Origin of the sequence: Streptomyces zaomyceticus (genome assembly GCF_014656215.1) — a bacterium.
Taxonomy (GTDB): Bacteria; Actinomycetota; Actinomycetes; order Streptomycetales; family Streptomycetaceae; genus Streptomyces; species Streptomyces zaomyceticus.
Genome location: NZ_BNBZ01000013.1, coordinates 98,106 through 123,016, shown reverse-complemented (window position 1 = coordinate 123,016; position 24,911 = coordinate 98,106). Strand labels below are relative to the sequence as shown.

The 24,911-nt window shown below is 71.6% G+C and carries 23 protein-coding genes; 14 read left to right on the top strand and 9 right to left on the bottom strand.

Annotated features, from left to right (window positions below; genetic code table 11):
• Positions 1-78 precede the first annotated feature (78 nt).
• From IE311_RS18790 to IE311_RS18770, 5 genes are all read right to left on the bottom strand, one after another.
• Complete coding sequence (locus tag IE311_RS18790) at positions 79-837, bottom strand: succinate dehydrogenase iron-sulfur subunit (protein ID WP_187623462.1); 759 nt, start codon at positions 835-837, stop codon at positions 79-81.
• Positions 837-2,591 (bottom strand): succinate dehydrogenase flavoprotein subunit, encoded by a 1,755-nt coding sequence (gene sdhA / locus IE311_RS18785; protein WP_189832869.1) that lies wholly within the window; start codon positions 2,589-2,591, stop codon positions 837-839. The genes IE311_RS18790 and sdhA overlap by 1 nt, the downstream gene beginning before the upstream one ends.
• Positions 2,592-2,616: 25 nt before the next feature.
• A complete protein-coding gene (locus IE311_RS18780; RefSeq protein ID WP_189832868.1) occupies positions 2,617-3,096 on the bottom strand; it encodes a succinate dehydrogenase hydrophobic membrane anchor subunit in 480 nt (159 codons plus the stop codon).
• A gap of 8 nt (positions 3,097-3,104) precedes the next feature.
• A complete protein-coding gene (sdhC, locus tag IE311_RS18775) occupies positions 3,105-3,485 on the bottom strand; it encodes a succinate dehydrogenase, cytochrome b556 subunit (protein ID WP_015035721.1) in 381 nt (126 codons plus the stop codon).
• A 192-nt stretch (positions 3,486-3,677) separates the two neighbouring features.
• The gene (locus tag IE311_RS18770; protein ID WP_373313894.1) at positions 3,678-4,322 is read right to left on the bottom strand and encodes a 2-oxo-4-hydroxy-4-carboxy-5-ureidoimidazoline decarboxylase; all 645 of its coding nucleotides are present in this window, start codon (positions 4,320-4,322) and stop codon (positions 3,678-3,680) included.
• 153 nt (positions 4,323-4,475) lie between these two features.
• Here IE311_RS18770 and IE311_RS18765 point away from each other — a divergent pair, with 153 nt between their 5' ends.
• The 3 genes from IE311_RS18765 (at position 4,476) to IE311_RS18755 (ending at position 7,465) form a co-directional block, all read left to right on the top strand.
• The gene (locus IE311_RS18765; RefSeq protein WP_189832867.1) at positions 4,476-6,107 is read left to right on the top strand and encodes a beta-N-acetylhexosaminidase; all 1,632 of its coding nucleotides are present in this window, start codon (positions 4,476-4,478) and stop codon (positions 6,105-6,107) included.
• A gap of 87 nt (positions 6,108-6,194) precedes the next feature.
• A complete protein-coding gene (locus IE311_RS18760; protein WP_189832866.1) occupies positions 6,195-6,836 on the top strand; it encodes a DUF4328 domain-containing protein in 642 nt (213 codons plus the stop codon).
• A 65-nt stretch (positions 6,837-6,901) separates the two neighbouring features.
• Positions 6,902-7,465, top strand: coding sequence for a hypothetical protein (locus IE311_RS18755; RefSeq protein WP_189832865.1), 564 nt, complete (start codon positions 6,902-6,904; stop codon positions 7,463-7,465).
• A 4-nt stretch (positions 7,466-7,469) separates the two neighbouring features.
• Here IE311_RS18755 and IE311_RS18750 read toward each other — a convergent pair whose 3' ends face one another.
• Positions 7,470-8,219 carry a Clp protease N-terminal domain-containing protein gene (locus tag IE311_RS18750; protein ID WP_189832864.1) on the bottom strand — a complete coding sequence of 250 codons (750 nt, stop codon included), beginning with the start codon at positions 8,217-8,219 and terminating at the stop codon, positions 7,470-7,472.
• Between the two features lie 359 nt (positions 8,220-8,578).
• On the opposite strand from IE311_RS18750, the gene IE311_RS18745 reads away from it, so the two are divergent.
• Complete coding sequence (locus tag IE311_RS18745) at positions 8,579-9,268, top strand: RNA polymerase sigma factor (protein ID WP_189832863.1); 690 nt, start codon at positions 8,579-8,581, stop codon at positions 9,266-9,268.
• The gene (locus IE311_RS18740) at positions 9,268-10,380 is read left to right on the top strand and encodes a hypothetical protein (RefSeq protein ID WP_189832862.1); all 1,113 of its coding nucleotides are present in this window, start codon (positions 9,268-9,270) and stop codon (positions 10,378-10,380) included. Before IE311_RS18745 ends, IE311_RS18740 begins: the two co-directional genes overlap by 1 nt.
• Positions 10,381-10,547: 167 nt before the next feature.
• Here the strand turns inward: IE311_RS18740 and IE311_RS18735 are convergent, their stop codons facing one another.
• On the bottom strand, positions 10,548-11,420 hold the full coding sequence (locus IE311_RS18735) for a L,D-transpeptidase family protein (protein ID WP_189832861.1): 873 nt from the start codon (positions 11,418-11,420) through the stop codon (positions 10,548-10,550).
• 217 nt (positions 11,421-11,637) lie between these two features.
• On the opposite strand from IE311_RS18735, the gene IE311_RS18730 reads away from it, so the two are divergent.
• From IE311_RS18730 to IE311_RS18720, 3 genes are read left to right on the top strand one after another with little or no spacing between them, the layout of a single operon-like run.
• Positions 11,638-13,218, top strand: coding sequence for an acyl-CoA mutase large subunit family protein (locus IE311_RS18730; protein ID WP_189832860.1), 1,581 nt, complete (start codon positions 11,638-11,640; stop codon positions 13,216-13,218).
• Between the two features lie 59 nt (positions 13,219-13,277).
• Positions 13,278-13,940: a leucine efflux protein LeuE gene (gene leuE, locus IE311_RS18725; protein ID WP_189832859.1), complete on the top strand. Its 663-nt coding sequence runs from the start codon at positions 13,278-13,280 to the stop codon at positions 13,938-13,940.
• A gap of 37 nt (positions 13,941-13,977) precedes the next feature.
• The gene (locus tag IE311_RS18720; RefSeq protein ID WP_189832858.1) at positions 13,978-14,799 is read left to right on the top strand and encodes a MerR family transcriptional regulator; all 822 of its coding nucleotides are present in this window, start codon (positions 13,978-13,980) and stop codon (positions 14,797-14,799) included.
• A gap of 8 nt (positions 14,800-14,807) precedes the next feature.
• Here the strand turns inward: IE311_RS18720 and IE311_RS18715 are convergent, their stop codons facing one another.
• Positions 14,808-16,157 (bottom strand): alpha-2,8-polysialyltransferase family protein, encoded by a 1,350-nt coding sequence (locus IE311_RS18715; RefSeq protein ID WP_189832857.1) that lies wholly within the window; start codon positions 16,155-16,157, stop codon positions 14,808-14,810.
• The gene (locus IE311_RS18710; protein ID WP_189832856.1) at positions 16,154-17,209 is read right to left on the bottom strand and encodes a glycosyltransferase family 2 protein; all 1,056 of its coding nucleotides are present in this window, start codon (positions 17,207-17,209) and stop codon (positions 16,154-16,156) included. The genes IE311_RS18715 and IE311_RS18710 overlap by 4 nt, the downstream gene beginning before the upstream one ends.
• Before the next feature lie 219 nt (positions 17,210-17,428).
• Here IE311_RS18710 and IE311_RS18705 point away from each other — a divergent pair, with 219 nt between their 5' ends.
• The 6 genes from IE311_RS18705 (at position 17,429) to IE311_RS18680 (ending at position 24,746) form a co-directional block, all read left to right on the top strand.
• Positions 17,429-18,718, top strand: coding sequence for a DUF6716 putative glycosyltransferase (locus IE311_RS18705; RefSeq protein ID WP_189832855.1), 1,290 nt, complete (start codon positions 17,429-17,431; stop codon positions 18,716-18,718).
• A complete protein-coding gene (locus IE311_RS18700) occupies positions 18,718-19,902 on the top strand; it encodes an acylneuraminate cytidylyltransferase (protein WP_189832854.1) in 1,185 nt (394 codons plus the stop codon). The genes IE311_RS18705 and IE311_RS18700 overlap by 1 nt, the downstream gene beginning before the upstream one ends.
• 11 nt (positions 19,903-19,913) lie before the next feature.
• Positions 19,914-20,807 carry an N-acetylneuraminate synthase family protein gene (locus IE311_RS18695; protein WP_189832853.1) on the top strand — a complete coding sequence of 298 codons (894 nt, stop codon included), beginning with the start codon at positions 19,914-19,916 and terminating at the stop codon, positions 20,805-20,807.
• Positions 20,804-21,976 (top strand): hypothetical protein, encoded by a 1,173-nt coding sequence (locus IE311_RS18690; RefSeq protein ID WP_189832852.1) that lies wholly within the window; start codon positions 20,804-20,806, stop codon positions 21,974-21,976. The genes IE311_RS18695 and IE311_RS18690 overlap by 4 nt, the downstream gene beginning before the upstream one ends.
• Positions 21,977-22,092: 116 nt before the next feature.
• Positions 22,093-23,313: an amidohydrolase gene (locus IE311_RS18685; protein ID WP_189832851.1), complete on the top strand. Its 1,221-nt coding sequence runs from the start codon at positions 22,093-22,095 to the stop codon at positions 23,311-23,313.
• Between the two features lie 374 nt (positions 23,314-23,687).
• Positions 23,688-24,746: a BMP family lipoprotein gene (locus tag IE311_RS18680; protein ID WP_189832850.1), complete on the top strand. Its 1,059-nt coding sequence runs from the start codon at positions 23,688-23,690 to the stop codon at positions 24,744-24,746.
• Positions 24,747-24,911: the final 165 nt, after the last annotated feature.

Below are 24,911 nucleotides of genomic sequence, written 5' to 3'. Positions count from 1 at the left end.
TCCCCGTCCTCCACAAAGAAAAAGCCCGCTCCTGCACGCCGCAGCGTACAGAAGCGGGCCGGAACACCGAACCGTTCGTCAGAAGCGACGCGTGATCAGCGCACGCTTCACTTCCTGGATCGCCTTGGTGACCTCGATGCCACGGGGGCAGGCGTCCGTGCAGTTGAACGTCGTGCGGCAGCGCCACACACCGTCCTTGTCGTTCAGGATCTCCAGGCGCTGCTCGCCCGCCTCGTCACGCGAATCGAAGATGAAGCGGTGCGCGTTGACGATCGCGGCCGGACCGAAGTACTGGCCGTCGTTCCAGAAGACCGGGCAGGACGACGTGCACGCGGCGCACAGGATGCACTTGGTGGTGTCGTCGAAGCGCTCGCGGTCCTCGGCGGACTGCAGGCGCTCGCGGGTCGGCTCGTTCCCCTTGGTGATGAGGAACGGCATGACGTCGCGGTACGCCTGGAAGAACGGCTCCATGTCGACCACGAGGTCCTTGAGGACCGTGAGGCCCTTGATGGCCTCGACCGTGATCGGCTTCTCCGGGTTGATGTCCTTGATCAGCGTCTTGCAGGCGAGCCTGTTCTTGCCGTTGATCCGCATCGCGTCCGAGCCGCAGATGCCGTGCGCGCACGAGCGACGGAAGGTCAGCGTGCCGTCGACGTCCCACTTGATCTTGTGGAGGGCGTCGAGCACACGCTCCTTCGGGTCGATCTCGATCTGGAAGTCCTCCCAGACCGACGCGTCCGACACCTCGGGGTTGAAGCGGCGGATCCGCATCGTGACCGTGATGTACGGGGAGGCGGCGGACTCCGCCTCGACCTTGTCCAGTACGGGGGTAGCCATCAGTACTTACGCTCCATCGGCTGGTAGCGGGTCTGGACGACCGGCTTGTAGTCGAGACGGACGGTCTCGGAGCCGTCCTCGCCGACCTCGCGGTACGCCATGGTGTGGCGCATGAAGTTGACGTCGTCGCGGTTGGGGTAGTCCTCGCGGTAGTGACCGCCGCGGGACTCCTTGCGCGCCAGGGCCGAGACGGCCATGACCTCGGCCAGTTCGAGCAGGTTGCCCAGCTCGATGGCCTCCAGGAGGTCCGTGTTGAAGCGCTTGCCCTTGTCCTGGATGGACACGTTCTCGTAGCGCTCGCGCAGCTCGGCGATCTTCTCGACGGCCGTCTTGATCGTCTGCTCGGTACGGAACACCATGACGTTGGCGTCCATGGTCTCCTGCAGCTCGCGACGGATGTCCGCGACCCGCTCGTGACCCGTGGAGTTGCGCAGCTTCTCGATCGTCGCGACGACGAGGGACTCCGGGTTCTCCGGCAGCTCGACGAAGTCGGACTTGGCGGAGTACTCGGCCGCGGCGATGCCGGAGCGCTTGCCGAAGACGTTGATGTCGAGCAGCGAGTTGGTGCCGAGGCGGTTGGCGCCGTGCACCGACACGCAGGCGACCTCGCCGGCCGCGTACAGACCCGGGACGACGGTGGTGTTGTCCGAGAGGACCTCACCCTCGACGTTGGTCGGGATGCCACCCATGGCGTAGTGCGCGGTGGGCTGGATCGGGATCGGGTCCGTGTACGGCTCGATGCCGAGGTACGTACGGGCGAACTCGGTGATGTCCGGGAGCTTGGCGTCGAGCTGCTCCGGCGGGAGGTGCGTCAGGTCCAGGTAGACGTGGTCGCCCTCGGGACCGCAGCCGCGGCCCTCGCGGATCTCCGTGTAGATGGAGCGGGACACGACGTCACGGGACGCGAGGTCCTTCATGACCGGCGCGTACTTCTCCATGAAGCGCTCGCCGTCCTTGTTGCGGAGGATGCCGCCCTCACCGCGGGCGCCCTCCGTCAGCAGGATGCCCATGCGCCAGATGCCCGTCGGGTGGAACTGGAAGAACTCCATGTCCTCCAGGGGCAGGCCGCGGCGGTAGCAGGCGGCCTGGCCGTCACCGGTCAGGGTGTGCGCGTTGGAGGTCACCTTGAAGAACTTGCCGGTGCCGCCGGACGCGTAGATCACGGCCTTGGCCTGGAAGATGTGGATCTCGCCGGTGGCCAGCTCGTAGGCGACGACGCCCGCGGAGTGCTTCACACCGTCGATCTCGGTGATCAGCTGGTCCAGGACGTAGAACTCGTTGAAGAACTCCACGCCCTCCTTGACGCAGTTCTGGTACAGCGTCTGGAGGATCATGTGGCCGGTGCGGTCCGCGGCGTAGCAGGACCGGCGGACCGGGGCCTCGCCGTGGTTGCGGGAGTGACCGCCGAAGCGGCGCTGGTCGATGGTGCCGTTCGGGGTGCGGTTGAACGGCAGGCCCATCTTCTCCAGGTCGAGGACGGCGTCGATGGCCTCCTTCGCCAGGATCTCGGCGGCGTCCTGGTCGACCAGGTAGTCACCGCCCTTGACCGTGTCGAAGGTGTGCCACTCCCAGTTGTCCTCCTCCACGTTCGCCAGCGCGGCGGCCATGCCGCCCTGCGCGGCGCCCGTGTGGGAGCGGGTGGGGTAGAGCTTGGTGAGCACGGCGGTGCGGCTGCGCTTCGTCGACTCGATGGCGGCGCGCATGCCGGCGCCACCGGCGCCGACGATGACGGTGTCGTACTTGTGGATCTTCATGACGTGGATTACCTCAGCCCCGTGCCTAGCGGATGTTCGGGTCGAAGGTGAAGATCACCAGCGTGCCCAGAAGGATGGTGAACACCGTGGCGGTGTACAGCAGGCCCTTGAGCCACAGGCGCGTGTTGGCCCGCTCCGCGTAGTCGTTGATGACGGTGCGGAGGCCGTTGGCGCCGTGCAGCATGGCCAGCCAGAGCATCAGCAGGTCCCAGACCTGCCAGAACGGGGACGCCCAGCGGCCGGCCACGAAGGCGAAGCCGATCTTGGAGACGCCGCCGTCCAGGAAGAGCTGGATCAGCAGGTGGCCGAGGACCAGGACGACGAGGACCACACCGGAGAGGCGCATGAAGAGCCACGCGGCCATCTCGAAGTTGCCGCGGGTCGCGCGCGGGGTCTTGCCGGTGCGCTTGCGGGGGGCCTCGATGTACGGCGCGGGGTTGTCCGCGTCGTAGTGGGCGCCGCCCTCGACGGGGCCGATCGCGGCGGAGGTGGTGTCAGCAGACATGTCTGGCGTCAGCTCCCGAACAGTTCACGTGCGGCGTGGCCGAGGACGGGGTACAGCGAGCCCGCCATCAGGACGACCCAGATGCCCACGACGGTCCAGAGCATCTGCTTCTGGTAGCGCGGGCCCTTGGACCAGAAGTCCACGGCGATGACACGGAGACCGTTCAGCGCGTGGAAGAGGATGGCAGCGACGAGGCCGTACTCGAGGAGTGCGACGATCGGCGTCTTGTAGGTCGCGACGACCTCGTCGTACGCCTCGGGCGAGACGCGGACGAGAGCGGTGTCCAGCACGTGTACGAACAGGAAGAAGAAGATGAGGACGCCGGTGACTCGATGAGCCACCCAGCTCCACATTCCTTCCCGGCCGCGGTACAGCGTTCCAGCCGGCACGGAAAAACCCTCCGGGAGCGGGGATCAGGGTCGGCCGGCTTCAGTGTCGGTCTGACCCGGCCGGGTACGGTCCACCGGCCCCGGTCATCGTAGCGACGACTTGTCGGTTCGTTTGCGCGGGGTCCATAGGTGTGATCAAACAGGCACGGACGGCCTAGAACCGAGGCCGGAATCGCCGTATTCCGGACGGAATCACGGTGCGGAGTGTCGGGGTGTGAGCGGCTCGGCGAGCCGGAACGCGAGCCGGGCGCGTGCGAGCCGCCTCAGTTCGTCGGCGGCGATCACGCGTTCCTCCTCCGCTTCGTTGCCGAGACGTGACCGGATGCCTGCGAGAACCTGGTCGAGACGCTCCCCGGGACGCACCCCGTCGAGGCTGATCACGAACGCGTGCCCGAAGCTGCTCTCGTACGCGGCGTGGGCGGCCCGCAGCGCGGTCCGTGCCGCCGGCGGCGCGTCGGGGTGGGGCAGTGCCGAGGACTCGGCGGCCAGGGCCTCGTCGAGATCCGCGCGGGACAGGTCGTATCCGGCCTCGTCGCCGGCGGCGAGCAGCGCCTCCACGGTCGGGTACGGACGGTGCGCGGCCACCCGTTCGGCCCAGCGGCGGCTGTGGCAGCAGGAGAGGAGCAGGCTCTCGGCCTCGTCGGGCGCGGCGGCGTTGAAGCCCGCGAGCCCGCGGACGGACGGGCCCTGGTTCTGGGCGGGTATGGCAGGCGTGTCCGTGGAGCCCGGCTTGCGGCAGGGGACATGGGTGTCGCTGGTCAGCGTGGGCTCCGGTACTCCGGGACGGGTGGGGCGGTCGCGCGCGGGGACGGTCGCGATGGGGTGGGTGTGACGCAACGTTACCGACGGGACGAGGGAAGTGTCCGACGGATGCGCGAATTTCACCCGGAAGGGAGAGTTTCGGAACAGGTGATGGACGCACACGTTCCGGTCGCGGGGCCGTCGAGTCCCCCGATTGGCCGGACCGTCCGCCGTACGGGAGGATTCCGAATGATGCGGTACTCCATACGAGGGCCCCACAAGGGCCCCGCACTCCTGGCGACGGCGGTGGCACTGGCCACCGTGGCGGCCTGCTCCGGCGGATCACCCTCCGGCTCGGGCACGCCCGCCGCCTCCTCCGGCACGACCTCCGGTACGTCCGCGGACGCCGCGCCCACCGGCGCGCCGCCCAGCCCGACGCCCACCCCGACCCGGACCTACCCCCCCTCCACCGCGCCCCGGACCGTCCCCGCCGTGCGCGACCACGAGGCCGCCCGTGGTCCCGGCTGGAAGCCCGCGCCCACCGGCGGGGTCGTCCTCGCCGCGAACAGCGCGGGCCTCGCCGACGAGGGCAGGCTCCTCGCCGGGGAACTCGGCATCCCCTACCGCGGCGCCGTCGCCGCAGGCCCCGGAGACGTCGAGCTGGCCCTGGGCGGGACCGGCGCCCCCGAGTCGTACAACCTGACCGTCCGTGACAACCGGGTCCGGATCAGCGGCCCCGACGAGGCCGGCGTCTTCTACGGCACCCGCACCCTCAAGCAGTCGGTGAAGGGCTCCGGCGCGATGCCCGAGGGCGTCGTCACCGACGCGCCCGCGAAACCCCAGCGCGGACTGAACCTCGACATCGCCCGCAAGTTCTTCACCGCGGGCTGGATCGAGGCCAGGCTCCGTGAGATGGCCGACCTCAAGCTCAACCAGTTCGGGCTGCACTTCTCCGACGACCAGGGCTTCCGGATCGCCTCGGACAGTCATCCCGAGATCGTCTCGGCCCAGCACCTCAGCAAGGCCGAGGTGCGCCGGATCCTCGCCCTCGCGCAGACCCTGCACATCACCGTCGTGCCCGAGATCGACTCGCCCGGGCACCTCGGCGCCGTCCTGCGCGCCCACCCGGACCTCCAGCTGCGCAACGTCCAGGGGACTCCGCGCCAGGGCGCCATCGACATCTCCAAGCCGGCCTCGGCGAAGCTCGTCGACGAGCTGCTGCGCGAGTACTCGGCCCTCTTCCCCGGTGGCTGGTTCCACGTCGGCGCCGACGAGTACCAGGCGCTGACCGTCCGCAACCCGTCCGCCTCGTACCCGCAGCTGGCCACGGCGGCCCGGCAGAAGTACGGACCCCAGGCGGGTGTCCAGGACCTCGCGGAGGGCTGGCTCAACGACCGCGCCGCCGTCGTGCGCGCGGCCGGGAAGACGGCCAAGGCCTGGAACGACGGCTTCTTCCGCGGCGGCGTCGTCACCGCCGACAAGCGGATCGAGGTCGAGTACTGGACGGGCAAGGAGATCGGGGCCCGCCCGCCCGCGGAGTACCTGGCCGAGGGCCGCAAGGTCGTGAACCTCAACGACGAGTTCCTCTACTACGTCCTCGGCGAGCCGAACCAGTTCACGTACCCCACCGGCCGCCGGATCTACGAGCAGTGGACCCCGCTGGTCCTGCGCGGCACGACACCGGTGCCGGCGCGCTACGCCCCGCAGATCCTCGGCGGCCGGTTCGCGGTCTGGTGCGACCTGTCGGGCGCGCAGACCATGGCGCAGGTGGCGGACGGGATCCGGATGCCGCTGACGGCGACGGCACAGAAGCTGTGGGACGCCCGGACCCCGACGCTGACCTGGGAGCAGTTCAGGGCGCTGGCGACCAAGGTGCGGTGATCTTTGTCGTGGACGCGATCGATCCGGATCGCGTACGTTCCCCCGGCGGCGGCCACCTGGCCGCCGCACGTTCCTTGGGGGGACCACGTGCTCACGCTCCGAAATCCGAACGGCCTTTCCCATGCCGTCGTAGCCCTGCTCGCGGGCAATATCTTCTTCGATGTCCTGCTCGGTCTCGCCGACGTCCGTGATCTGACGGCCGACGGGACGGAGTCCGTCGATCCGGCGAGGTTCGGGCCGCTCAATCTGAACCTCGTGTACAGCATGTCGTTCACGCTGTACCTGGCGACGGGGATCGTCTTCATCGTCTGGTTCTACCGGCTGCGGAAGAACGCCGAGGTCTGGGCGAGCGACCTGCAGACCCGGAAGCCGGGCTACGCCGTGGGCGGCTGGTTCATTCCGATCGCCAACTTCTGGATACCGCGGGCGATCGCCGTGGAGATCTGGCGGGCGAGCCGCCCGGCGCCGTACGCCGCGGACGGCAGGCGGGAGCTGACGCTGCTCAACTGCTGGTGGACGTGCTGGATCGTCGGCACCCTGGTGAACTGGGCCTCCGGCCAGATGTACGAGACGGCGGGGACCACCGGCGACTACGACGCCGCGAGCCAGTGGTCCCTCGCGGGCTTCGCCCTCGACATCGTCGCCGCCGTCCTCGCGATCCTCTTCGTCCGGCGTCTGACCTCTATGCAGCACGCCAAGGCCAATGGCATGATTCCGGCCGCACAGTGACGAAATAGCGCCCCTCGGCGCAGTAGTGGACGTACTGAGTCCGCATCGGGTGGCAAGGAGGCGTCATGGCATCGGCGACCGGCCGGAACCTGCTGGAACTGATCGACGGGGCCGACGAGCGGGGCCTGGCCGCGGCCGGTCTCGCCTGCCTCGACCGCTGTCTCCCGCTGCTCGCGGGCGACCGGGGCGACGCCCTGCGCCCCGTGTGGGCGGCCGTCGCGCGCGGCGACGGCGCGGCCTGGGGCGAGGCCGTCGCCAAGGCCCGTGTCGAGCTGGACGGCGCCGACGGCACGGCGGACGCCCTGGCCGTACGCGGAATGCTGGCGGAGGCCCCGGCCGCCTGGACGGCCGAGGCCCTGCGCGCCTGGGCCGGCGCCTGCTCCGGCACCGCCCTCGCACTGCACGGCCGCTACGACGCGGCCGATGTGCCCGACGGCCTCGTGGAGCGCTGCCGGGCCGGGGACGCGGACGGCGCGGGCCCGCTGCTCGCCGGGGAGCTCCGCCGGCAGCAGGCCGTCCTCGAATCGGTCGCCCACGGCCCGACCGGTCTGCGCCGGGCCCGTGAACTCTCCGTCGAGGGCGGCCGGGTGCTGCGCGCGGTCGTCTCGCGCCGGGCCCGCACCGCCTGAGGCCTCAGGCCTGTTCCTCCGGGGCGGGGGCCTGGATCGCCACCGAGGCGACCATCTCGGAGATCTCCCGCTCCGCCGTCGCCTTGTCGAGGCCGAGGCCGGTCAGGACACCCGTACCGTCCTCGTGCTCCAGGAGCGCGAGCAGGATGTGCTCGGTGCCGACGTAGTTGTGCCCGAGGCGCAGTGCCTCGCGGAACGTCAGCTCCAGGACCTTCTTCGCCGGCGCGTCGTACGGGACGAGGGTGGGCGGATTCTCGACGGCGGGCGGCAGGGTCGCGGCGGCGGCCTCGCGGACCTGGTCGAGGGTCACGCCCCGCGAGGTGATCCAGTGCGCCGCGAGCCCCTCGGGCTCGGCGAGCAGGCCGAGTGCCAGGTGGGCGGTGGTGATCTCGCCGTTGCCGACGGCCGTGGCCTCGTTCTGGGAGGCCATCACCACGTTCCGGGCGCGGGGGGTGAAGCGGTTGAACCCGGCGTTGGGGTCCATCTTCTCCGCGTCCGGGTCCTTGGGCACGAAGCGCTTCTGGGCCGCCTGGCGGGTGACGCCCATGCTGCGGCCGATGTCGGTCCAGGAGGCGCCGGAGCGCCGGGCCTGGTCCACGAAGTGGCCGATGAGGTGGTCGGCGACGTCGCCGAGGTGGTCCGCCGCCATGACGGCACCGGAGAGCTGGTCCAGCGCGTCGGGGTGGACCTTCTTGATCGCGTCGATGAGTTCGTCGAGACGGACGGGGATGTTCGGGCCGACTGGATTCGTCATGAGGCAACCGTAGGTTGACACCCCTTCACTGTCAACCTTCGGTTGACACCCTGAAGGGGTGGAAAAGGGAGACGGCCGGGGTCGCCACCCCCCACAGGAGAGACCCCGGCCGTCGTCCACGGAGCCGCAGCACGGCTCCGTACTCCATTCAGCGCCGGGAGTGCGGTTTGTGTCACACCGCCGGCCGCGCCGGACGGATCCCGCGCACCGCCGTCCGAAGGTTGCAAGTTGTACAAAGACCCCGGACCGCGTGGACGCGGCGCCGCGACACGACGTAGCGTGCAGTTGCGCGAGACGGCGTGGCGGCGGTGACCAGCCGCGATGGAGCGACGACGCGACCGACGAACAGGGTTTGGGGAGTGCTGGGGGACGACGCGGAGCTGACGGCCGCGGTGCTCGCTGCGCAGGACGGGAACGAGAACGCGTTCCGTACTGTGTATCGCGCCGTGCATCCACGGTTGCTCGGTTACATACGCACGCTGGTCGGCGACACCGAGGCCGAGGACGTCGCCTCCGAGGCCTGGCTCCAGATCGCCCGCGACCTCGACCGTTTCGACGGCGACGCGGACCGGTTCCGCGGCTGGGCGGCCCGGATCGCCCGCAACCGCGCCCTCGACCACGTCCGGATGCGCGGCAGGCGTCCCGCCGTCGGCGCCGACGAGACCGAACTCACCGACAAGCCCGCCGCGTGCGACACCGCGGGCGAAGCCCTGGAGGCGCTGGCCACCGGCCACACCATGCAACTGATCGCCCAGCTTCCCCAGGACCAGGCCGAGGCCGTCGTCCTGCGCGTCGTCGTCGGACTGGACGCCAAGAGCGCCGCCGACACCCTGGGCAAACGCCCCGGCGCCGTACGCACCGCCGCCCACCGCGGCCTCAAGAGGCTCGCCGAACTCCTCGGTGTCGACGGCGAGACGGGCGGTCCCGACGGCATCGACGAAGCCGTCGTCCCCCTGGACGGTGTGCCTCCGCAGCGCGGGCGCGGGCCGGGGTCCGTGACCCCCGGCGGTGTGACGCATTCGCGTCCGCGTACGCAGAAGGACATGTGATGGCCGACGAGCGGTACCAGTGGCTCGACCAGGAGGCCGCGGAGCGGCTGCTCCGTGGCGAGCCGGTCGACGCCGCCGACGACCGCGCGCGTTCCCAGGCCGACCGGCTCGCCGGAGCCCTCGACGCGGCCCGTACGGCCGCCGCCGTCCCCGCCGTGCCCACCGCACTGCCGGGTGAGGCCGCCGCGCTCGCCGCCTTCCGCAGGGCCACCGCCGAGCGGGCCCGCGCCGACGCGGTGGCGGCGGCCGCGAGCGGTCGCACCGAACACGCCGATCTCGGCCGGGTGCGCCTCGCGCCCGCGGCCGTCTCGCGCCGCCGCTGGGGACGTTCCGTGCGGTACGGACTGGCCGCCGCGGTCGCCGCCGTCACCGTCGGAGGGGTCGCCGTCGCCGCGGGAACGGGTGTGCTGCCGATCGTGGGACCCGCCCCCGCCAGCTCCGTCACCGCGGGGGAGACCGTCGAGCCGCTCGTCTCCGAGGAGCCCGGCATACGCAAGGACCCCGAGGCGCCTCCGACGACCGAACCGGGCGACGACACCGGTGCCACGCCCGGCGTGTCCCCCTCGGCGGGCGGCGGCACCACGGCCCCGCCCACCGGCGGCCCGGACGGGCAGGCCGAGGACACCTCGGAGCCGGGCACGCCGGCACCGGGCCGCAGCACGGCGGGCACGGGCACGGGCGGTACGGGGAAGGACCCCGGAGGTTCGGGCTGGGACCCGGACGACGGCACGACCTTCATGGAGAAGGCCGTCAAGGCCTGCCGGGCGTACCGCACGGGGAAGCTCGACGCCACGGCCCGGAAGGGGCTCACGCGCACCCTGCGCGACGGCGAGACCCTGCGCCGCTACTGCGACCGCATCCTCGGCGGCGCCACCGGCAGCCCCGAGGGCGGCGCCGACGACGGCAAGGGCGAATCCGACGGCGACGGCAAGCGCGAGGACGGGCGCGACGGCGACCGGGAGCAGCCGCCCGGCGACACCGGCGACAGCGGCGGTGACCTCCGCGACGTGACCCGGTCCTCGGCGCTGGATTCCGCCCGCTCGGCCCCCCGGCTCTTCGCCGAGATCCCTCTCGGGATCGCCGTCACCGCCCGCGTTCCGCTGCCGGTGTAACACTTTTCGACCCGCGGGCGCAGTACTGAATGAGCCGACTGGTCATCGGCCGCGCAGTGAGCCGGGGTTCCCCCCGTACCTACGGCTCCGCGCACTCGGCGCGGGTGGGACACGTTCCCCCGGTCCCACCCGCGCCCCTCACTTCTTCCGCTCCTCCCCCGTCCGGGTCACCAGTGGACGACGACCTTGTCGCCGACCTTCACCTGGTCGAAGAGGTTCGTGAGCTTGACCTTGTCCCGGACGTTGACGCAGCCGTGCGAGGCCCCGTTGTAGCCGCGGGCCGCGAAGTCCGCCGAGTAGTGCACCGCCTGGCCCCGGCTGAAGTACATCGAGAGCGGCATCGGCGTGTGGTAGAGCCGCGACCAGTCCTGACGGACCTTGCGCTCGACGGTGAACGTGCCCTCCCGCGTCGGCGTGTTCTCCGAGCCGAAGCGGACGTCCATGGCCGAGACGACCTTGCCGTCGATCATCCAGGCGAGGGTCCGGCTCTCCTTGCTGATGCACAGCACCCGGCCGGTCATGCAGCGCGCGTCGGGGGTGTCCAGCTGGTTGGTGGTGGACGGCTTCAGCTCGTCGGCGGTCGGCTTCCGGCTCGCGCCGAGCAGCCCCTGCCAGGTCGCGTCGTCGACCGAGCCCGTCCGGGGCAGCCCCTGCTTCCCCTGGAAGGCCTTGACCGAGCCGGCCGTCATCGTCCCGTAGAAGCCGGTGGGCGCCCGGTGGAAGTGCCCGAGCTGCCGCAGCCGCGCCTGGAGCTCGCGGACCTGCTCGCTCTCGTCCCCGTCACCCATCAGGACGTCGGGTTCCGGCGTCGCGGTGGAGGTGCCGGTGGGCTCCGCCGTCGTGGCCGAGGGCGACGGGGCCTTGCCGTCCTCGGTCGGGGCGTCGGTCGCGGCCGGCGTGGACGAGGCGGTCGGCGGTGCCTTCGTCGGGCTCGCGGTGCCGCCGGGGCCACCGGCCGCCTGGGCCGTACAGCCGGTGGCGAGGGCCACCGAGGCCGCTGCCAGTACCGCTCTGCGTATGACGGAAGAAGACCGCTTCATCGTTGCCCCCCGGGACGTGTCGTGTGTACGTAGGGATGCTCCCCGCGCGTGTGCGGTTGCGCGCGAAGGTCACGATCCGCGCATGCTGTGAGGAAGGTCCCAGCGTGCTGCTCTCCATCGTCAGGACACCCGCCGCTACAGTCCGTCGCGAGGGCCGGTACCGGCGAGTAACGAAGGGCCGGTACCGCTGGGAAAGAGCTATCGGGAGGCACAACCAATGGCGCGCGAGTCGGAGTCGGGGCTGCCCATCGAGCCGGTCTACGGACCGGACGCCCTGGACGGGTGGGACCCCGCCGAGAAGCTGGGCGAGCCGGGTGCGTACCCCTTCACCCGTGGCGTGTACCCGTCGATGTACACCGGCCGGCCCTGGACCATGCGCCAGTACGCGGGCTTCGGCACCGCCGTCGAGTCCAACGCCCGTTACAAGCAGCTCATCGCCAACGGCACCATGGGCCTCTCCGTCGCCTTCGACCTGCCCACGCAGATGGGCCACGACTCGGACGCGCCGATCTCCTCGGGCGAGGTCGGCAAGGTCGGCGTCGCCATCGACTCGATCGACGACATGCGGATCCTCTTCGACGGCATTCCGCTGGACAAGGTCTCCACGTCGATGACCATCAACGCCCCCGGCGCCCTGCTGCTCCTGCTCTACCAGCTCGTCGGCGAGGAGCAGGGCGTCCCGGCCGACAAGCTGACCGGCACGATCCAGAACGACGTGCTGAAGGAGTACATCGCCCGCGGCACGTACATCTTCCCGCCCAAGCCCTCGCTGCGGCTGATCGCGGACATCTTCAAGTACTGCCGGGCCGAGATCCCGAAGTGGAACACCATCTCGATCTCCGGCTACCACATGGCCGAGGCGGGTGCCTCGCCCGCGCAGGAGATCGCGTTCACCCTCGCCGACGGCATCGAGTACGTGCGGACCGCCGTCGCCGCCGGCATGGACGTGGACGACTTCGCGCCCCGGCTCTCCTTCTTCTTCGTGGCCCGGACGACGATCCTGGAGGAGGTCGCCAAGTTCCGGGCGGCCCGCCGGATCTGGGCGCGGGTCATGAAGGAGGAGTTCGGCGCGAAGAACCCCAAGTCGCTGATGCTCCGCTTCCACACCCAGACCGCGGGGGTGCAGCTCACCGCCCAGCAGCCCGAGGTCAACCTGGTCCGCGTCGCCGTCCAGGGCCTCGCCGCCGTCCTCGGCGGCACGCAGTCGCTGCACACCAACTCCTTCGACGAGGCCATCGCCCTGCCGACGGACAAGTCCGCCCGCCTCGCCCTGCGCACCCAGCAGGTCCTCGCCTACGAGACCGACGTCACCGCCACCGTCGACCCCTTCGCCGGCTCCTACGTCGTCGAGCGGATGACCGACGACGTCGAGGCCGCCGCCCTGGAGCTGATGAGCCGCGTCGAGGACATGGGCGGCGCGGTCAGCGCGATCGAGAGCGGCTTCCAGAAGGGCGAGATCGAGCGCTCCGCCTACCGGATCGCCCAGGAGACCGACAGCGGCGAGCGGGTCGTCGTCGGCGTCAACCGCTACACGATCGACGTCGAGGAGCCCTACGAGCCGCTGCGCGTCGACCCGGCGATCGAGGCCCAGCAGGCCGAACGCCTGGCGAAGCTGAGGGCCGAGCGCGACCGGCCGGCGGTCGACGCGGCGCTGGCCGCGCTGAAGAAGGCCGCGGAGGGCACGGACAACGTCCTGTACCCCATGAAGGACGCGCTCAAGGCCCGGGCCACGGTCGGCGAGGTCTGCGACGCGCTCCGGGAGGTCTGGGGCACGTACGTCCCGACCGACGCGTTCTGATCTTCCGCGATACGAAACACGCAGGCGGAGTGTCGTACTGACATGCGACACTCCGCTTCATGCTGGGTGTCACCGATCTTCCGACCTACCTCGTGGGCCTCGTCCTCATCATCCTCCTGCCGGGGCCGAACTCGCTGTACGTCCTGTCCGTCGCCGCCCGCAAGGGCACCCGGACCGGCTACAAGGCCGCCGCCGGCGTCTTCACCGGCGACGCGGTCCTGATGACGCTGGCCGCGCTCGGCGCGGCCTCGCTGCTCCAGACCACCCCCCTGCTCTTCATGATCGTGAAGTACGCGGGCGCGGGCTATCTGGCCTGGATGGCGTACGGGATGCTGCGCTCGGCCTGGGCGATGTGGCGCTCACGCGGAGAGACGGCGGCCGAGCCGGCCGACGAGGCCGCACAGGCTCCGGCCGCGGGGGAGCACCCCTACCGCCGGGCGCTGATCATCAGCCTGTTCAACCCCAAGGCGATCCTCTTCCTCATCTCGTTCTTCGTGCAGTTCGTGGACCCCACGTACGCGTACCCGGCCCTCTCCTTCCTGGTGCTCGGCACGCTCCTGGAGATCGGCAGCTTCCTCTACCTCACGATGCTGATATTCGGCGGCACCCGCCTCGCCGCCGCCTTCCGGCGCCGCAGGCGGCTCTCGGCGGGGGCGACCTCCGCCGCGGGCGCGCTCTTCCTCGGCTTCGCCGCGAAGCTCTCCCTCAGCAGCGCCGCTTGACCCTCACACCGTGTGAGGCCGTTCCGTAGGGGTCGTCATGTTCAACATCGGAGACTTCGCCCGGCACGGGCGGGTGTCGGTCCGGATGCTGCGCCACTACGACGCCATCGGACTGCTGCGCCCGGCCCGGGTCGACCCGCACTCGGGCTACCGCTTCTACACGGCGGACCAGCTCGCCCTGCTCAACCGTGTCATCGCGCTCAAGGACCTCGGCTTCACCCTCGAACAGGTGGGGGCGATCCTCGACGAGAAGTTCGACGCGGACGAGCTGCGGGGCATGCTGCGTCTGCGCCAGGCCGAGCTGGAAGCGGCCCTGGCGGAGGCGCGGGCCCGGCTCGCCCAGGTCGGCGCGCGGCTCCGAGCCATCGAGAGCGAGGGACGCATGTCCACCCAGGACGTCGTCGTCAAGAAGATCCCCGCCGTCCGGATCGCCGAGCTGAGCGCGGTCGCCGCGAGCTTCGGCCCGCAGGACATCGGCCCGGTCATCGGGCCCCTGTACGACGAGCTGTGCGGCCGGCTGGAGGCCGCCGGGGTCACCGGGTTCGGCCCGGGCATCGCCTACTACGAGGACGCGGGCAGCGGCGACGGCTCGGTCCTCGTGCACGCCGCCATGACCATCCCCGAGGGGACGGCCGTGGAAGGCGTCGAGGTGCACGTGCTGCCCGGCATCGAGGAGGCGGCGACCGTCGTCCACCGGGGCTCGATGGACACCATCCTGCCGACCGCGCAGACCCTGGCCCACTGGATCGAGGCCAACGGCTACGTGGCGCAGCGGTACGCCCGCGAGCTCTACCTGGAGTGCCCGGAGGACCGCTCGCAGTGGGTCACCGAGATCCAGGAGGCGATCACCCGCGCCTGACCCCGCCGCTATCTCCGCAGTGCCTTGCGCAGCCGCAGCGCGCGGCGCGCCAGGCGGCGGACCCCGGGGTGCCGGGGGAGCGGGATACCGCCGGGCAGGTTCAGGACGGTGAGGCGGCGGCGGGTGAAGTGGTGCCGGGTGCGCCCGGCGAGCGGGCCCGACAGATGCCGTACGGCAGGCTCCCGCAGCTCGGGCCGGATCTTCGGCTGCATCGCGAAGCCGACCGCCGCCACCAGGTCGTTCAGCTCCACCGTGCCGATCGTCCCGCCATTCTCCTCCCCGTCGCCCTCCGTACCGTCCTCGGCGCCGGTCTCCAGGGGCGGGACCACCGCGTCGACGACCGTGAGGGGGATGCGGTTGCTGTTCGGGAAGGGCGTGAGCCGTTCGAGCAGGGCGCGCGTGCCGACCCGGGCGACCGGCAGTCCGTAGAAGGTCCGCGCGGTGAGCAGCGCCGTCGAGAAGCAGCCGACGACGAGGGCGGGCCGGAGCTCGCGGTAGAGCACCTCCGCGAGGACCGGCCGGTCCTCGACGGTCAGTTCCGCGCCGAGCGCCTCGGCGGCCCGCACCAGCGTCCTCGACCAGGCGTCGGGGGCCGTCGGATGCGGCTTGAAGACGAGCCGTCGGTGGCCCCGGGCCACCGCGCCCCGGACCATCCGCAGATGCAGCTCCTCCTCCTCGGCGACGGTCAGCAGGTCGAGCGCCGCCAGGTACTGGCCGAGGAGCAGCGCCGGTCCTTCCTCCGTGCCGGCGGTGGCGGCCGGACCGGCCAGCGCGTCCACGCACCGCGTGAACGCCTCGGTCGGCACGGCCTCCGCCACCGCCCCGAACTCGGCGAGCAGCAGCGGCGCGAGTCCGGGGACGAGGTCCAGGTGGAGCAGTCGGCCGACGCGTCCGCCGATCAGCGGGTCGATCTTGTTACGGGTCGGCCCGTAGCTCATCAGACCGTCCGCGTACACGGTGATCGGTGCGTCGGGCAGCAGCTGGGCGATCGCGAGCGCGGGCGTGACCTGGAGCGATTCCAGGGCGAGCTCGACCCGGTCGTCGCCGAGGTTCCAGAGTTTGCGCAGATGGCGCTGGAGGAGCGGCAGATCGCCGGGCCGGGGGGTCCAGCCGCCGGGGTGGAGCGGGGAGATCGTCTCGTTCCACGACAGGACGGAGTCGAAGCGGTCGCGCAGCCGGGCGAAGCCCTCGGCCTCGTCCAGCGGCGGGGTCGTCTCCGGCACGGCGGCGTTGTTGGTGACGAGGAGGATCCGGCGGTCGGCGGGGCCGAAGGCGCCGCTGTCGAGGGCGGCGGCGATGGTCACCGCCCCGTAGGGGGTGGAGGCGCAGAAGATCTGGGTGGTGCGGCGGGGGCTCATGCGGCCACCTCCGCCGCGGCCCGGCCGGTGGTCCCGGCGCCCGGACCCGCCCCGGGGCCCGCGCCCGGACCCGAGCCCGGCGTCGGGGGTGGTGCCGGGCGGCGGCGCCGGAGTCTGCGGAGCGTCGCCGCCCGGTCCCCGCCCATCGCGGCGAGCGCCTCGTCGAGGACGTCCTGCGGCATCCGCCGCAACGCGCCCGCGCTCATCGCCTTCAACCGGCGGGCCACCTCGGGTTCGAAGCGTTCGATCGAACCGATGTGATGGGAAATCACCGCGCAATAGGTGCGGACGGCCTTCGGAAGAAGCAGTTCCGCGTCCGCGTCCTTACCCGTCTCCTCGATCACCTGGTCGAATGCGCGAATGAAATCCAATTGCCGTACATCGCCGATCTGCGTCAGTGAGGTCGCCACTCCGCGCCGGTAGAAGACACCGAGTTCACCGATCGCGGCGAACGATTCCGCCTCACGGTGGAGTTTCCAGATCCACGGCCGGTCCTCGGCCGTCCGCAGCCCGTGCGGGAAATGCAGCAGGCCGCGGTCCAGGAGCCGGCGGTGATAGATCCCCGCCCATGCGTAGGGGTAGTCGACCGAGGTCGTCCGGTGCGCCGGCAGGATCGCCTCGCGCGGGTCGAGCACCTCGCCGCGCAGGGGGACCGGCGCGCGGCGGACGGCGCGGTTCCTGCCGGTGACGGAGACGTGGTCGGTGCGCAGGAAGTCGCAGCCGAGGTCCTCGGCCGCGGCGACCAGACGCGCGTAGTAGCCGGGGGCGAGCCAGTCGTCCCCGTCGAGGAAGGTGAGGTACTCGCCGCGGGCGGCGTCGAGCCCGGTGTTCCGGGCCGTGGCGAGGCCCTCGTTGTGCTCGTGCCTGATCAGGACGGCACCCGGGATCTCGCGCGCGGCCCGTTCGAGGAGCTCGGGAGTCCCGTCGGAGGAGCAGTCGTCGACAAGGAGGAACTCGAAGTCCTCGCGGGCGTTGGCCCGCAGGCTCGTGAGGGTGTCGGGGGCGTATGTCTGCACGTTGAAGAACGGCACGACGACGGAGAGCTTGACCACCCGGCCGACGGTAGGCGCCGCCCCGGCATTCCCACCGACCGGTGGGCAGCGGTCCGGTGAACACCAGGCGGCGGGCCGATTAACCGCCTTTACCCGCAGGGGAAATCCACCCCGGCGCGCCCGTTTCGCGCCCCGCTTCAGCGGTCGGAGAGGCTCTGTTCACCGTTTGTTGTGACCCAGTTGGGCCGAAAAGCGGAATGCCCTTCTAGCGTCCTCGGCGTGCCAGCAAGCAGCAGAGAAGCGGTACGGGTCGCCGTACTCGCGGACTCCGACACCCGGTGGAAATGGGGCGCCCTCACGGCGCGCCGCATCACCACGGCGACCGCCGAACCCGCCGGATTCGTCCTGCGGGGACGGGCCACGCCCACCGAACGCCAGCTCGCCGAGACCGGGGTGTCCACGACCACCCCGCGCGAGGTGACCGGTGCGGAGTTCCTGCGCGCGGTACGGGACGCGGAGACGCGCGGCGAGGGATACGACGTCCTCGTGCTCGCCCTCGTCGGCGGCACCGTCCGGGCCGTCCTCCAGGGCCTCGCCGACCTGGGCCTCGAACGGCGCCCCGTGGTCGTCACCGGCTATGTCGGCGTCGTCTACGAGAAGCTGACCGACGGACTGCTGCTGCGCCACGGCGCCGATGTCGTCCTCGCCAACTCCCGCCACGACGCGGAGCGGTTCCGCGCCGTGTACGAGGGAGTGGGCGCCGGAGCCGACTCGGTCGTCGAGGCCGCGCTGCCCTTCCTCGGCGGCGCCCCGTACGCCCCCGAGGCCGGCCGCGACACCCTGGTCTTCGCCGCCCAGCCGTCCGTGCCCGTCACCCGGGCCGAACGCGCCTATGTGCTGCGGCGGCTCGTCGGGCACGCCCGCCTCCACCCCGGCCGCGAGGTGCTCCTCAAGCTCCGCTCCAAGCCGGGCGAACACACCACGCACCTGGAGGAGTTCCCCTTCCAGAAGCTGGTCCGCGAGCTCGACCCGCCGGCCAACTTCCGGCTCGTGTACGGGCACATGGGCGAGGTGCTCGACCGGACCGACCTGCTGGTCACCGTCTCCTCCACGGCCGCCCTCGAAGCCCTCCACCGGCGGATCCCCACCGCGATCCTCACCGACCTCGGGGTCCGCGAGGCGCTCGGCAACCACCACTTCGTCGGCTCCGGCCTGCTGGCCTCCTTCGACCGACTCGACAAGGGGCTCGCCCCGACGCCGGACGAGACCTGGCTGGCCCGGCAGGGCGTCGCCTCCGACAGCCCGTACGAGGCCGCCTTCGACACGGCCCGCGACCGGGTCGCCGCACTCCTGGCGCTTCCCGCGCCGCCCCCGATCACCCCCTACTACACCGCGGAGACGGCCCCCGGCTACCTGCCCGGGATCCTCGCCCGCCACCGCCTGGACGTCACCGCGCCGGAGCCCCGCGAGAGCGGGCTGCGCCGCGTCGTCCGGGAGGCGGCACGGGGCGCGTACCGCCACGGCGTGCAACGCGTCGCGCCCGTCATCCGCCGCCTGGGAGAACTCTGATGACCACCACCGTGCTCGCCGTGATCCCCGCGAGGGGCGGCTCCAGGGGCGTCCCCGCCAAGAACCTCGCCCCGGTGGCCGGAGTCCCCCTGGTGGCCCGCGCCGTCCACGCCTGCCTCGGCGCCCGCCCGGTGACCCACGTCGTGGTCTCCACCGACGACGAGCGCATCGCGGCGGCCGCCCGGACGGCCGGAGCCGAGGCCGTGCGGCGCCCCGCCGGGATCGCGGGCGACACCGCCACCAGCGAGTCGGCGGTCCTGCACGCCATGGACGCCTTCGAGGCCACCCACGGCCGCCCGGCCGACGTGGTCCTCCTCGTCCAGTGCACGAGCCCCTTCCTCACCTCCGCCGAGATCGCCGAGACGGCCCTCCGCGTCACCTCCGGCGCCGCGGACACGGCCTTCACCGCGGCCCCCACGCACGGCTTCCTCTGGCGCGACACGGCCGAGGACGGGGCCACCGGCGTCAACCACGACAAGGCCCACCGCCCCCGCCGCCAGGACCGCGAGCCCGAGTACCTGGAGACCGGCGCCGTCTACGCCATGGACGCGGCCGGCTTCCGCACCCACGAGCACCGCTTCTTCGGCCGCACCGCGCTCGTCGTCACCGACCCGGCACGGGTCCTGGAGATCGACGACCCGCACGACCTGGCCCGCGCCCGCGCCCTGGCGCCGCTCCTCGACACCCCGGCCACCCCCGGCTTCGCGGACATCGACGCCGTCGTCCTCGACTTCGACGGCACCCAGACCGACGACCGGGTCCACCTCGACGCCGAGGGACGCGAGTTCGTCTCCGCGCACCGCGGCGACGGCCTCGGCATCGCCGCCCTGCGCCGCGCCGGACTCCCGGTCCTCATCCTCTCCACCGAGCAGAACGCCGTCGTCGCCGCCCGCGCCCGCAAGCTCAAGATCCCCGTCCTGCACGGCATCGACCGCAAGGACCGGGCCCTCAAGGAGTGGTGCGAGGCCGAGGGCATCGACCCCCAGCGCGTGCTCTACGCCGGAAACGACGTCAACGACCTGCCCTGCTTCCACCTCGTCGGCTGGCCCGTCGCGGTGAGCAGCGCCCACGACTCCGTACGGGCCGCGGCCCGCGCGGTCACCGTCACCCCGGGTGGCTCCGGAGCGATCCGCGAGATCGCCGCCTGGCTCCTCGGACCCGAGCTCGACACCCCCGACTCCTAAGGAACAGCACCATGAACACGCGACTTCGCACCCTCGGCGACAAGACCGCGGGCCCGGGCCGGTCCGTCTACATCACCGGCGAGATCGGCATCAACCACAACGGCGACCTCGACAACGCCCTCGCCCTCATCGACGTGGCCGCCGAGGCCGGCTGTGACGCCGTCAAGTTCCAGAAGCGCACCCCCGAGATCTGCACCCCCCGCGACCAGTGGGACATCGAGCGCGACACCCCCTGGGGCCGGATGACGTACATCGACTACCGCCACCGCGTCGAGTTCGACGAGGCCCAGTACCGCGCCATCGACGAGCACTGCAAGGAGCGCGGCATCGACTGGTTCGCCTCCCCGTGGGACACCGAGGCCGTCGCCTTCCTGGAGAAGTTCGACGTCCCCGCCCACAAGGTCGCCTCCGCCTCCCTCACCGACGACGAGCTGCTGCGCGAGCTGCGCGCCACCGGCCGTACGGTCATCCTCTCCACCGGCATGTCGACGCCGAAGCAGATCCGGCACGCCGTCGAGGTCCTCGGCAGCGAGAACATCCTGCTCTGCCACGCCACCTCGACCTACCCGGCCAAGGCCGAGGAGCTCAACCTGCGCGTCATCCAGACGCTCCAGGAGGAGTACCCGAACGTCCCGATCGGCTACTCCGGCCACGAGACCGGCCTCCAGACCACCCTGGCCGCCGTCGCCCTCGGCGCCACCTTCGTCGAGCGCCACATCACCCTCGACCGCGCCATGTGGGGCTCCGACCAGGCCGCCTCCGTCGAGCCGCAGGGCCTGCAGCGGCTGGTCCGCGACATCCGCGCCATCGAGGCCGCCCTCGGTGACGGCGTCAAGAAGGTCTACGAGTCGGAGCTCGGCCCGATGAAGAAGCTCCGCCGGGTCCAGGGGCTCGTCGCCGCATGACCGGGCAGCTGGCGTTCGTCGAGAGCCCGGTCCAGCTCCTCAACGTCCTGGAATGGGCGCACACCCGGGCCACGGCCCCGGAAGCTCCCTCCGCCGCGCCCCCGGGCGCGTCCGGCCCCGCGGACGCCGGCGCGTCCGCGAGGGCGCTGTCCTCGACGGACGCCACCCCGGGTGCGGCACCCGCCGCGCCCGACCTGACGGTCGTCGTCCTCTCGCCGACCGACCCCATGTCGCGCGGCCAGCTGCGCCGGATGGCCCAGCTGGCCCGCGACGAGGGCTTCACCGTCCGCTGGCAGGAGGCCCGCCGCGGCCGGGGCGCGCTCGTCCGCACCCTGCGGGAGCTGGCCCGGCCGCTGCGGTCGGCGGAGCGGGTGATCATCGGGGATCCGTTCTCCCGGTACGTCCAGCTGCTCCTGACCCTCTTCGGCCCCCGGCACCTCACCGTCGTCGACGACGGCACCGCGACGATGGAGTTCGCCGCCCAGCTCGGCCGGGGCGAACGTCTGGTGCGATGGCACCGCAAGGGCAGCCTGGGTCCGCGCGAGCTGGTCCTCGCCCCGGTGACCTCCCTCGCCAAGCGGCGGCTCGCCCCGGCCCGTGGCCGAACGGTCGAGATCTTCACCTCGCTGCCCGTGCAGGCCCCCGAGGGCGTCACGGTCACCGAGAACTCCTTCGCCTGGACCCGGACCCGCTTCGGCCCGCCGCTGCTCACGGGCGGCGCGGACCTGGTCGGCACCTCGCTGGTCGAGACGGGGGTGGTCGACGCCGCGCACTACGACCGGGTGGTGGGCGAACTCGCCAGGACCCACGGCGCGACCCGCTACTTCGCGCACCGCAGGGAGAGTGCGGAGAAGCTGCACCGGATCGCGGTCGAGACGGGCCTCCAGGTGGTCCGGCCCGAGCTGCCCCTGGAGCTGATCGCCCGGCGCGGCCCCATCGGCCGTACGGTCGTCAGCTTCCCTTCCACGGTGGTGCACACCCTGCCGCTGGCCCTCGCCGGGACCGGGGTGAAGGTCGCGGTCTGCGAGATCGCGCCGGAGTGGCTGCGGGCGAGCGCCTCACCGCGTGCGCAGGGCTTCCTGTCCGGGGTGGCGGGTACGGCGGCCCACGAGGTCGACCGGCTCACCGCTCGGGTGACGAATCCGACGGACCGGCTCGAATTCGGCTGAGCGTACCCACATGGAGTGGCCTTCATGCCTGCCAAACCGAGATTCTTTCCCCTAACGGGCTGAACTTTTTGTGATCAACGGGCAGTTGACCTCTCCGGAGGCCTACCCTTCAAAGGGTGAACCAGTTGAAGTCCCGTGAGCCAGGCTCCGTCACCCTGCCCGGAACGCTGTCCGAACCCCTGCGCGTCGAACTGATCGCCTTCCGCAGGGACTTGCACATGCACCCGGAGCTGGGGAACCAGGAGTTCCGTACGACCGCCGCGCTCAAGGCCCGCCTTGAGGCGGCCGGCCTCGCGCCGAAGGTCCTGCCGGGCGGCACCGGACTCATCTGTGACATCGGCACCCGGGACGGCGGAAGGCCCATGCTCGCCCTCCGCGCCGACCTCGACGCGCTCCCCATCCCCGACGTCAAGACCGTCACCTACCGCTCCACCGTGGCCAACCGCGCCCACGCCTGCGGACACGACGTCCACACCACCACCGTCCTCGGCGCCGGACTCGTCCTCGCCGAGCTCGACCGGCAGGGTCTCCTCCCGAACGCCGTGCGGCTGATCTTCCAGCCCGCCGAGGAAGTCCTTCCCGGCGGCGCCGCCGACGCCGTCGAGGCCGGCGTCCTGGACGGCGTCGGCCGGATCATCGCCGTCCACTGCGACCCCCGGGTGGACGCGGGGAAGATCGGGCTCCGCACCGGCCCCATCACCTCCGCCTGCGACCGGCTCGAAGTCACCCTGGACGGACCCGGCGGCCACACCGCCCGCCCGCACCTCACCACCGACCTCGTCACCGCCGCCGCCCGGGTCGCCACCGACGTCCCCGCCGTCCTCGCCCGCCGTGTCGACGCCCGTTCCGGGCTCTCGGTCACCTGGGGCCGTATCGAGTCCGGCCACGCCTGCAACGTCATCCCGCAGCACGCCGAGCTCTCCGGCACCGTCCGCTGCCTCGACCTGCCCACCTGGCGCGACGCGCCCGACCTGGTGCACGCCGCCATCGACGAGATCGCGACCCTGCACCGTGCCAAGTCGACGGTCACCTACGTCCGGGGCGTCCCCCCGGTCGTCAACGACCCCGCCGTCACCGAGCTGCTCCAGGCCGCGATGACCGCCCGCCGCGGACCGTACGCGATCGAGGACACCGAGCAGAGCCTCGGCGGCGAGGACTTCTCCTGGTACCTGGAGCACGTCCCCGGCGCGATGGCCCGCCTCGGCGTCCGTACCCCCGGCGACACCCGGGTCCGCGACCTGCACGCCGGCGACTTCGACGTGGACGAGCGCTGCATCGAGGCCGGGGTGGAGCTCTTCACGGCCGCGGCCCTGCTCGACGCGACGCCGCAGAACTGACCTCTTACGTGGTGGCGGCGCCGGTCCGTCCGAGGCCGCGCCCCTGATCCACACCGTGCCGCGGCGCCGATCCACCCGGCGCCGCGGCACCGGTTCCCGGCCGGACGGAGCCCTCATCCGTCCGGCCGACGACTGTCCCCCGATCGGCCCAGCGCCCGGCGTGGCGCGCGCCCGCCCCCTGTCCCGCCGCCCTTTCCCGGCGATATAACCGGCGGTACCGGGCCGAACGCCCCCGGTCGCCTCGGCTGGCCGGTTCGCGACGATCCGATAACGACTCATGAACGGGTCTTTAACTGACATCTACGCGCGTTACGATCGCCGCGAAACCAGCGCCGGAAGAGGCGCTTTCGGTCAGTCTTGAAGGGACCCTCCTCTTGCGCCGGATCACCAGGATCACGACCGTGGGCATCGCCTCCGCGGCGCTCGCCCTCTCCGCCACCGCGTGTGGCAAGTCTTCGACGGACTCCGGCTCCAGCCCGAGCTCGAGCGCGAAGGCCACGAAGGCCGCCATCGCGTACGACATCGGCGGCCGCGGCGACCAGTCGTTCAACGACGCCGCCTACGCGGGCCTCAAGAAGGCCGAGGACGAGCTCGGCGTCAAGGGCGCCGAGGCCGAGCCCTCCGAGGGTGAGGGCGACGCCGACAAGGTGCAGCGCCTGACCGCTCTCGCCCGCGCCGGGAACAACCCGGTCATCGGCGTCGGCTTCGCCTACGCCCCGGCCATCGAGAAGGTCGCCAAGGCCTACCCGAAGACCACCTTCGGCCTCATCGACGACACGTCGAAGACCGGCCCGAACATCGCCAACCTCGTCTTCAACGAGGAGCAGGGCTCCTACCTGGCCGGCGTCGCCGCCGCCAAGACGTCCAAGACCGGCACGGTCGGCTTCATCGGCGGTGTCGAGGTTCCGCTGATCAAGAAGTTCGAGGCGGGCTTCGCGCAGGGCGTCAAGGACACCAACCCCAAGGCGAAGGTGCTCGTCCAGTACCTGACCCAGCCGCCGAACTTCGACGGCTTCTCGAAGCCCGACCTCGGCAAGGCCGCCGCGGAGGGCCAGATCGCCAACGGTGCCGACGTGATCTACGCCGCCGCCGGTCTCGCCGGCTCCGGCGCGATCGAGGCTGCCGCGAGCGCCGGCAAGTGGGCGATCGGTGTCGACTCCGACCAGTACAACCAGGCGGGTCTGGCCTCGTACAAGGACCACATCCTGACCTCGGTCACCAAGGACGTCTCGGACTCCGTCTTCAACGTGATCAAGTCGGTCCAGGACGGCAAGCCGCAGTCCGGCGAGATCCGCTACGGCCTCGCCACGGACGGTGTCGGCCTGGCCGACTCCAACCCGGCGTACGTCAAGATGACCGAAGTCACCGCCGCTGTGGCGAAGGCGAAGCAGGACATCATCGACGGCAAGATCACGGTCAAGACCGCTCCGTAAGGACAAGCAGGTCATGACCTGAGCCCGCGGGCCCGGAGCGGTGGCACCCGCCATCGCACCGGGCCCCGGGCCCATTCCCGTACGGGTTTTCATTTTTCGGCAGCGCTACGCGTGTAGATGTCTCCCTGGCACGATAACTTCGCCCCGCCCTGCCCTCCCCGCTCC

Coding starts and splice junctions, on each gene's coding strand:
- IE311_RS18695 (WP_189832853.1), top strand. CDS start 19,914: ATGAACACGCGACTTCGCACCCTCGGCGACAAGACCGCGGGCCCGGGC.
- IE311_RS18790 (WP_187623462.1), bottom strand. CDS start 837: ATGGCTACCCCCGTACTGGACAAGGTCGAGGCGGAGTCCGCCGCCTCC.
- IE311_RS18730 (WP_189832860.1), top strand. CDS start 11,638: ATGGCGCGCGAGTCGGAGTCGGGGCTGCCCATCGAGCCGGTCTACGGA.
- sdhA (WP_189832869.1), bottom strand. CDS start 2,591: ATGAAGATCCACAAGTACGACACCGTCATCGTCGGCGCCGGTGGCGCC.
- IE311_RS18740 (WP_189832862.1), top strand. CDS start 9,268: ATGGCCGACGAGCGGTACCAGTGGCTCGACCAGGAGGCCGCGGAGCGG.
- IE311_RS18715 (WP_189832857.1), bottom strand. CDS start 16,157: ATGAGCCCCCGCCGCACCACCCAGATCTTCTGCGCCTCCACCCCCTAC.
- IE311_RS18755 (WP_189832865.1), top strand. CDS start 6,902: ATGGCATCGGCGACCGGCCGGAACCTGCTGGAACTGATCGACGGGGCC.
- IE311_RS18765 (WP_189832867.1), top strand. CDS start 4,476: ATGATGCGGTACTCCATACGAGGGCCCCACAAGGGCCCCGCACTCCTG.
- IE311_RS18780 (WP_189832868.1), bottom strand. CDS start 3,096: ATGTCTGCTGACACCACCTCCGCCGCGATCGGCCCCGTCGAGGGCGGC.
- leuE (WP_189832859.1), top strand. CDS start 13,278: ATGCTGGGTGTCACCGATCTTCCGACCTACCTCGTGGGCCTCGTCCTC.
- IE311_RS18700 (WP_189832854.1), top strand. CDS start 18,718: ATGACCACCACCGTGCTCGCCGTGATCCCCGCGAGGGGCGGCTCCAGG.
- IE311_RS18690 (WP_189832852.1), top strand. CDS start 20,804: ATGACCGGGCAGCTGGCGTTCGTCGAGAGCCCGGTCCAGCTCCTCAAC.
- IE311_RS18750 (WP_189832864.1), bottom strand. CDS start 8,219: ATGACGAATCCAGTCGGCCCGAACATCCCCGTCCGTCTCGACGAACTC.
- IE311_RS18735 (WP_189832861.1), bottom strand. CDS start 11,420: ATGAAGCGGTCTTCTTCCGTCATACGCAGAGCGGTACTGGCAGCGGCC.
- IE311_RS18720 (WP_189832858.1), top strand. CDS start 13,978: ATGTTCAACATCGGAGACTTCGCCCGGCACGGGCGGGTGTCGGTCCGG.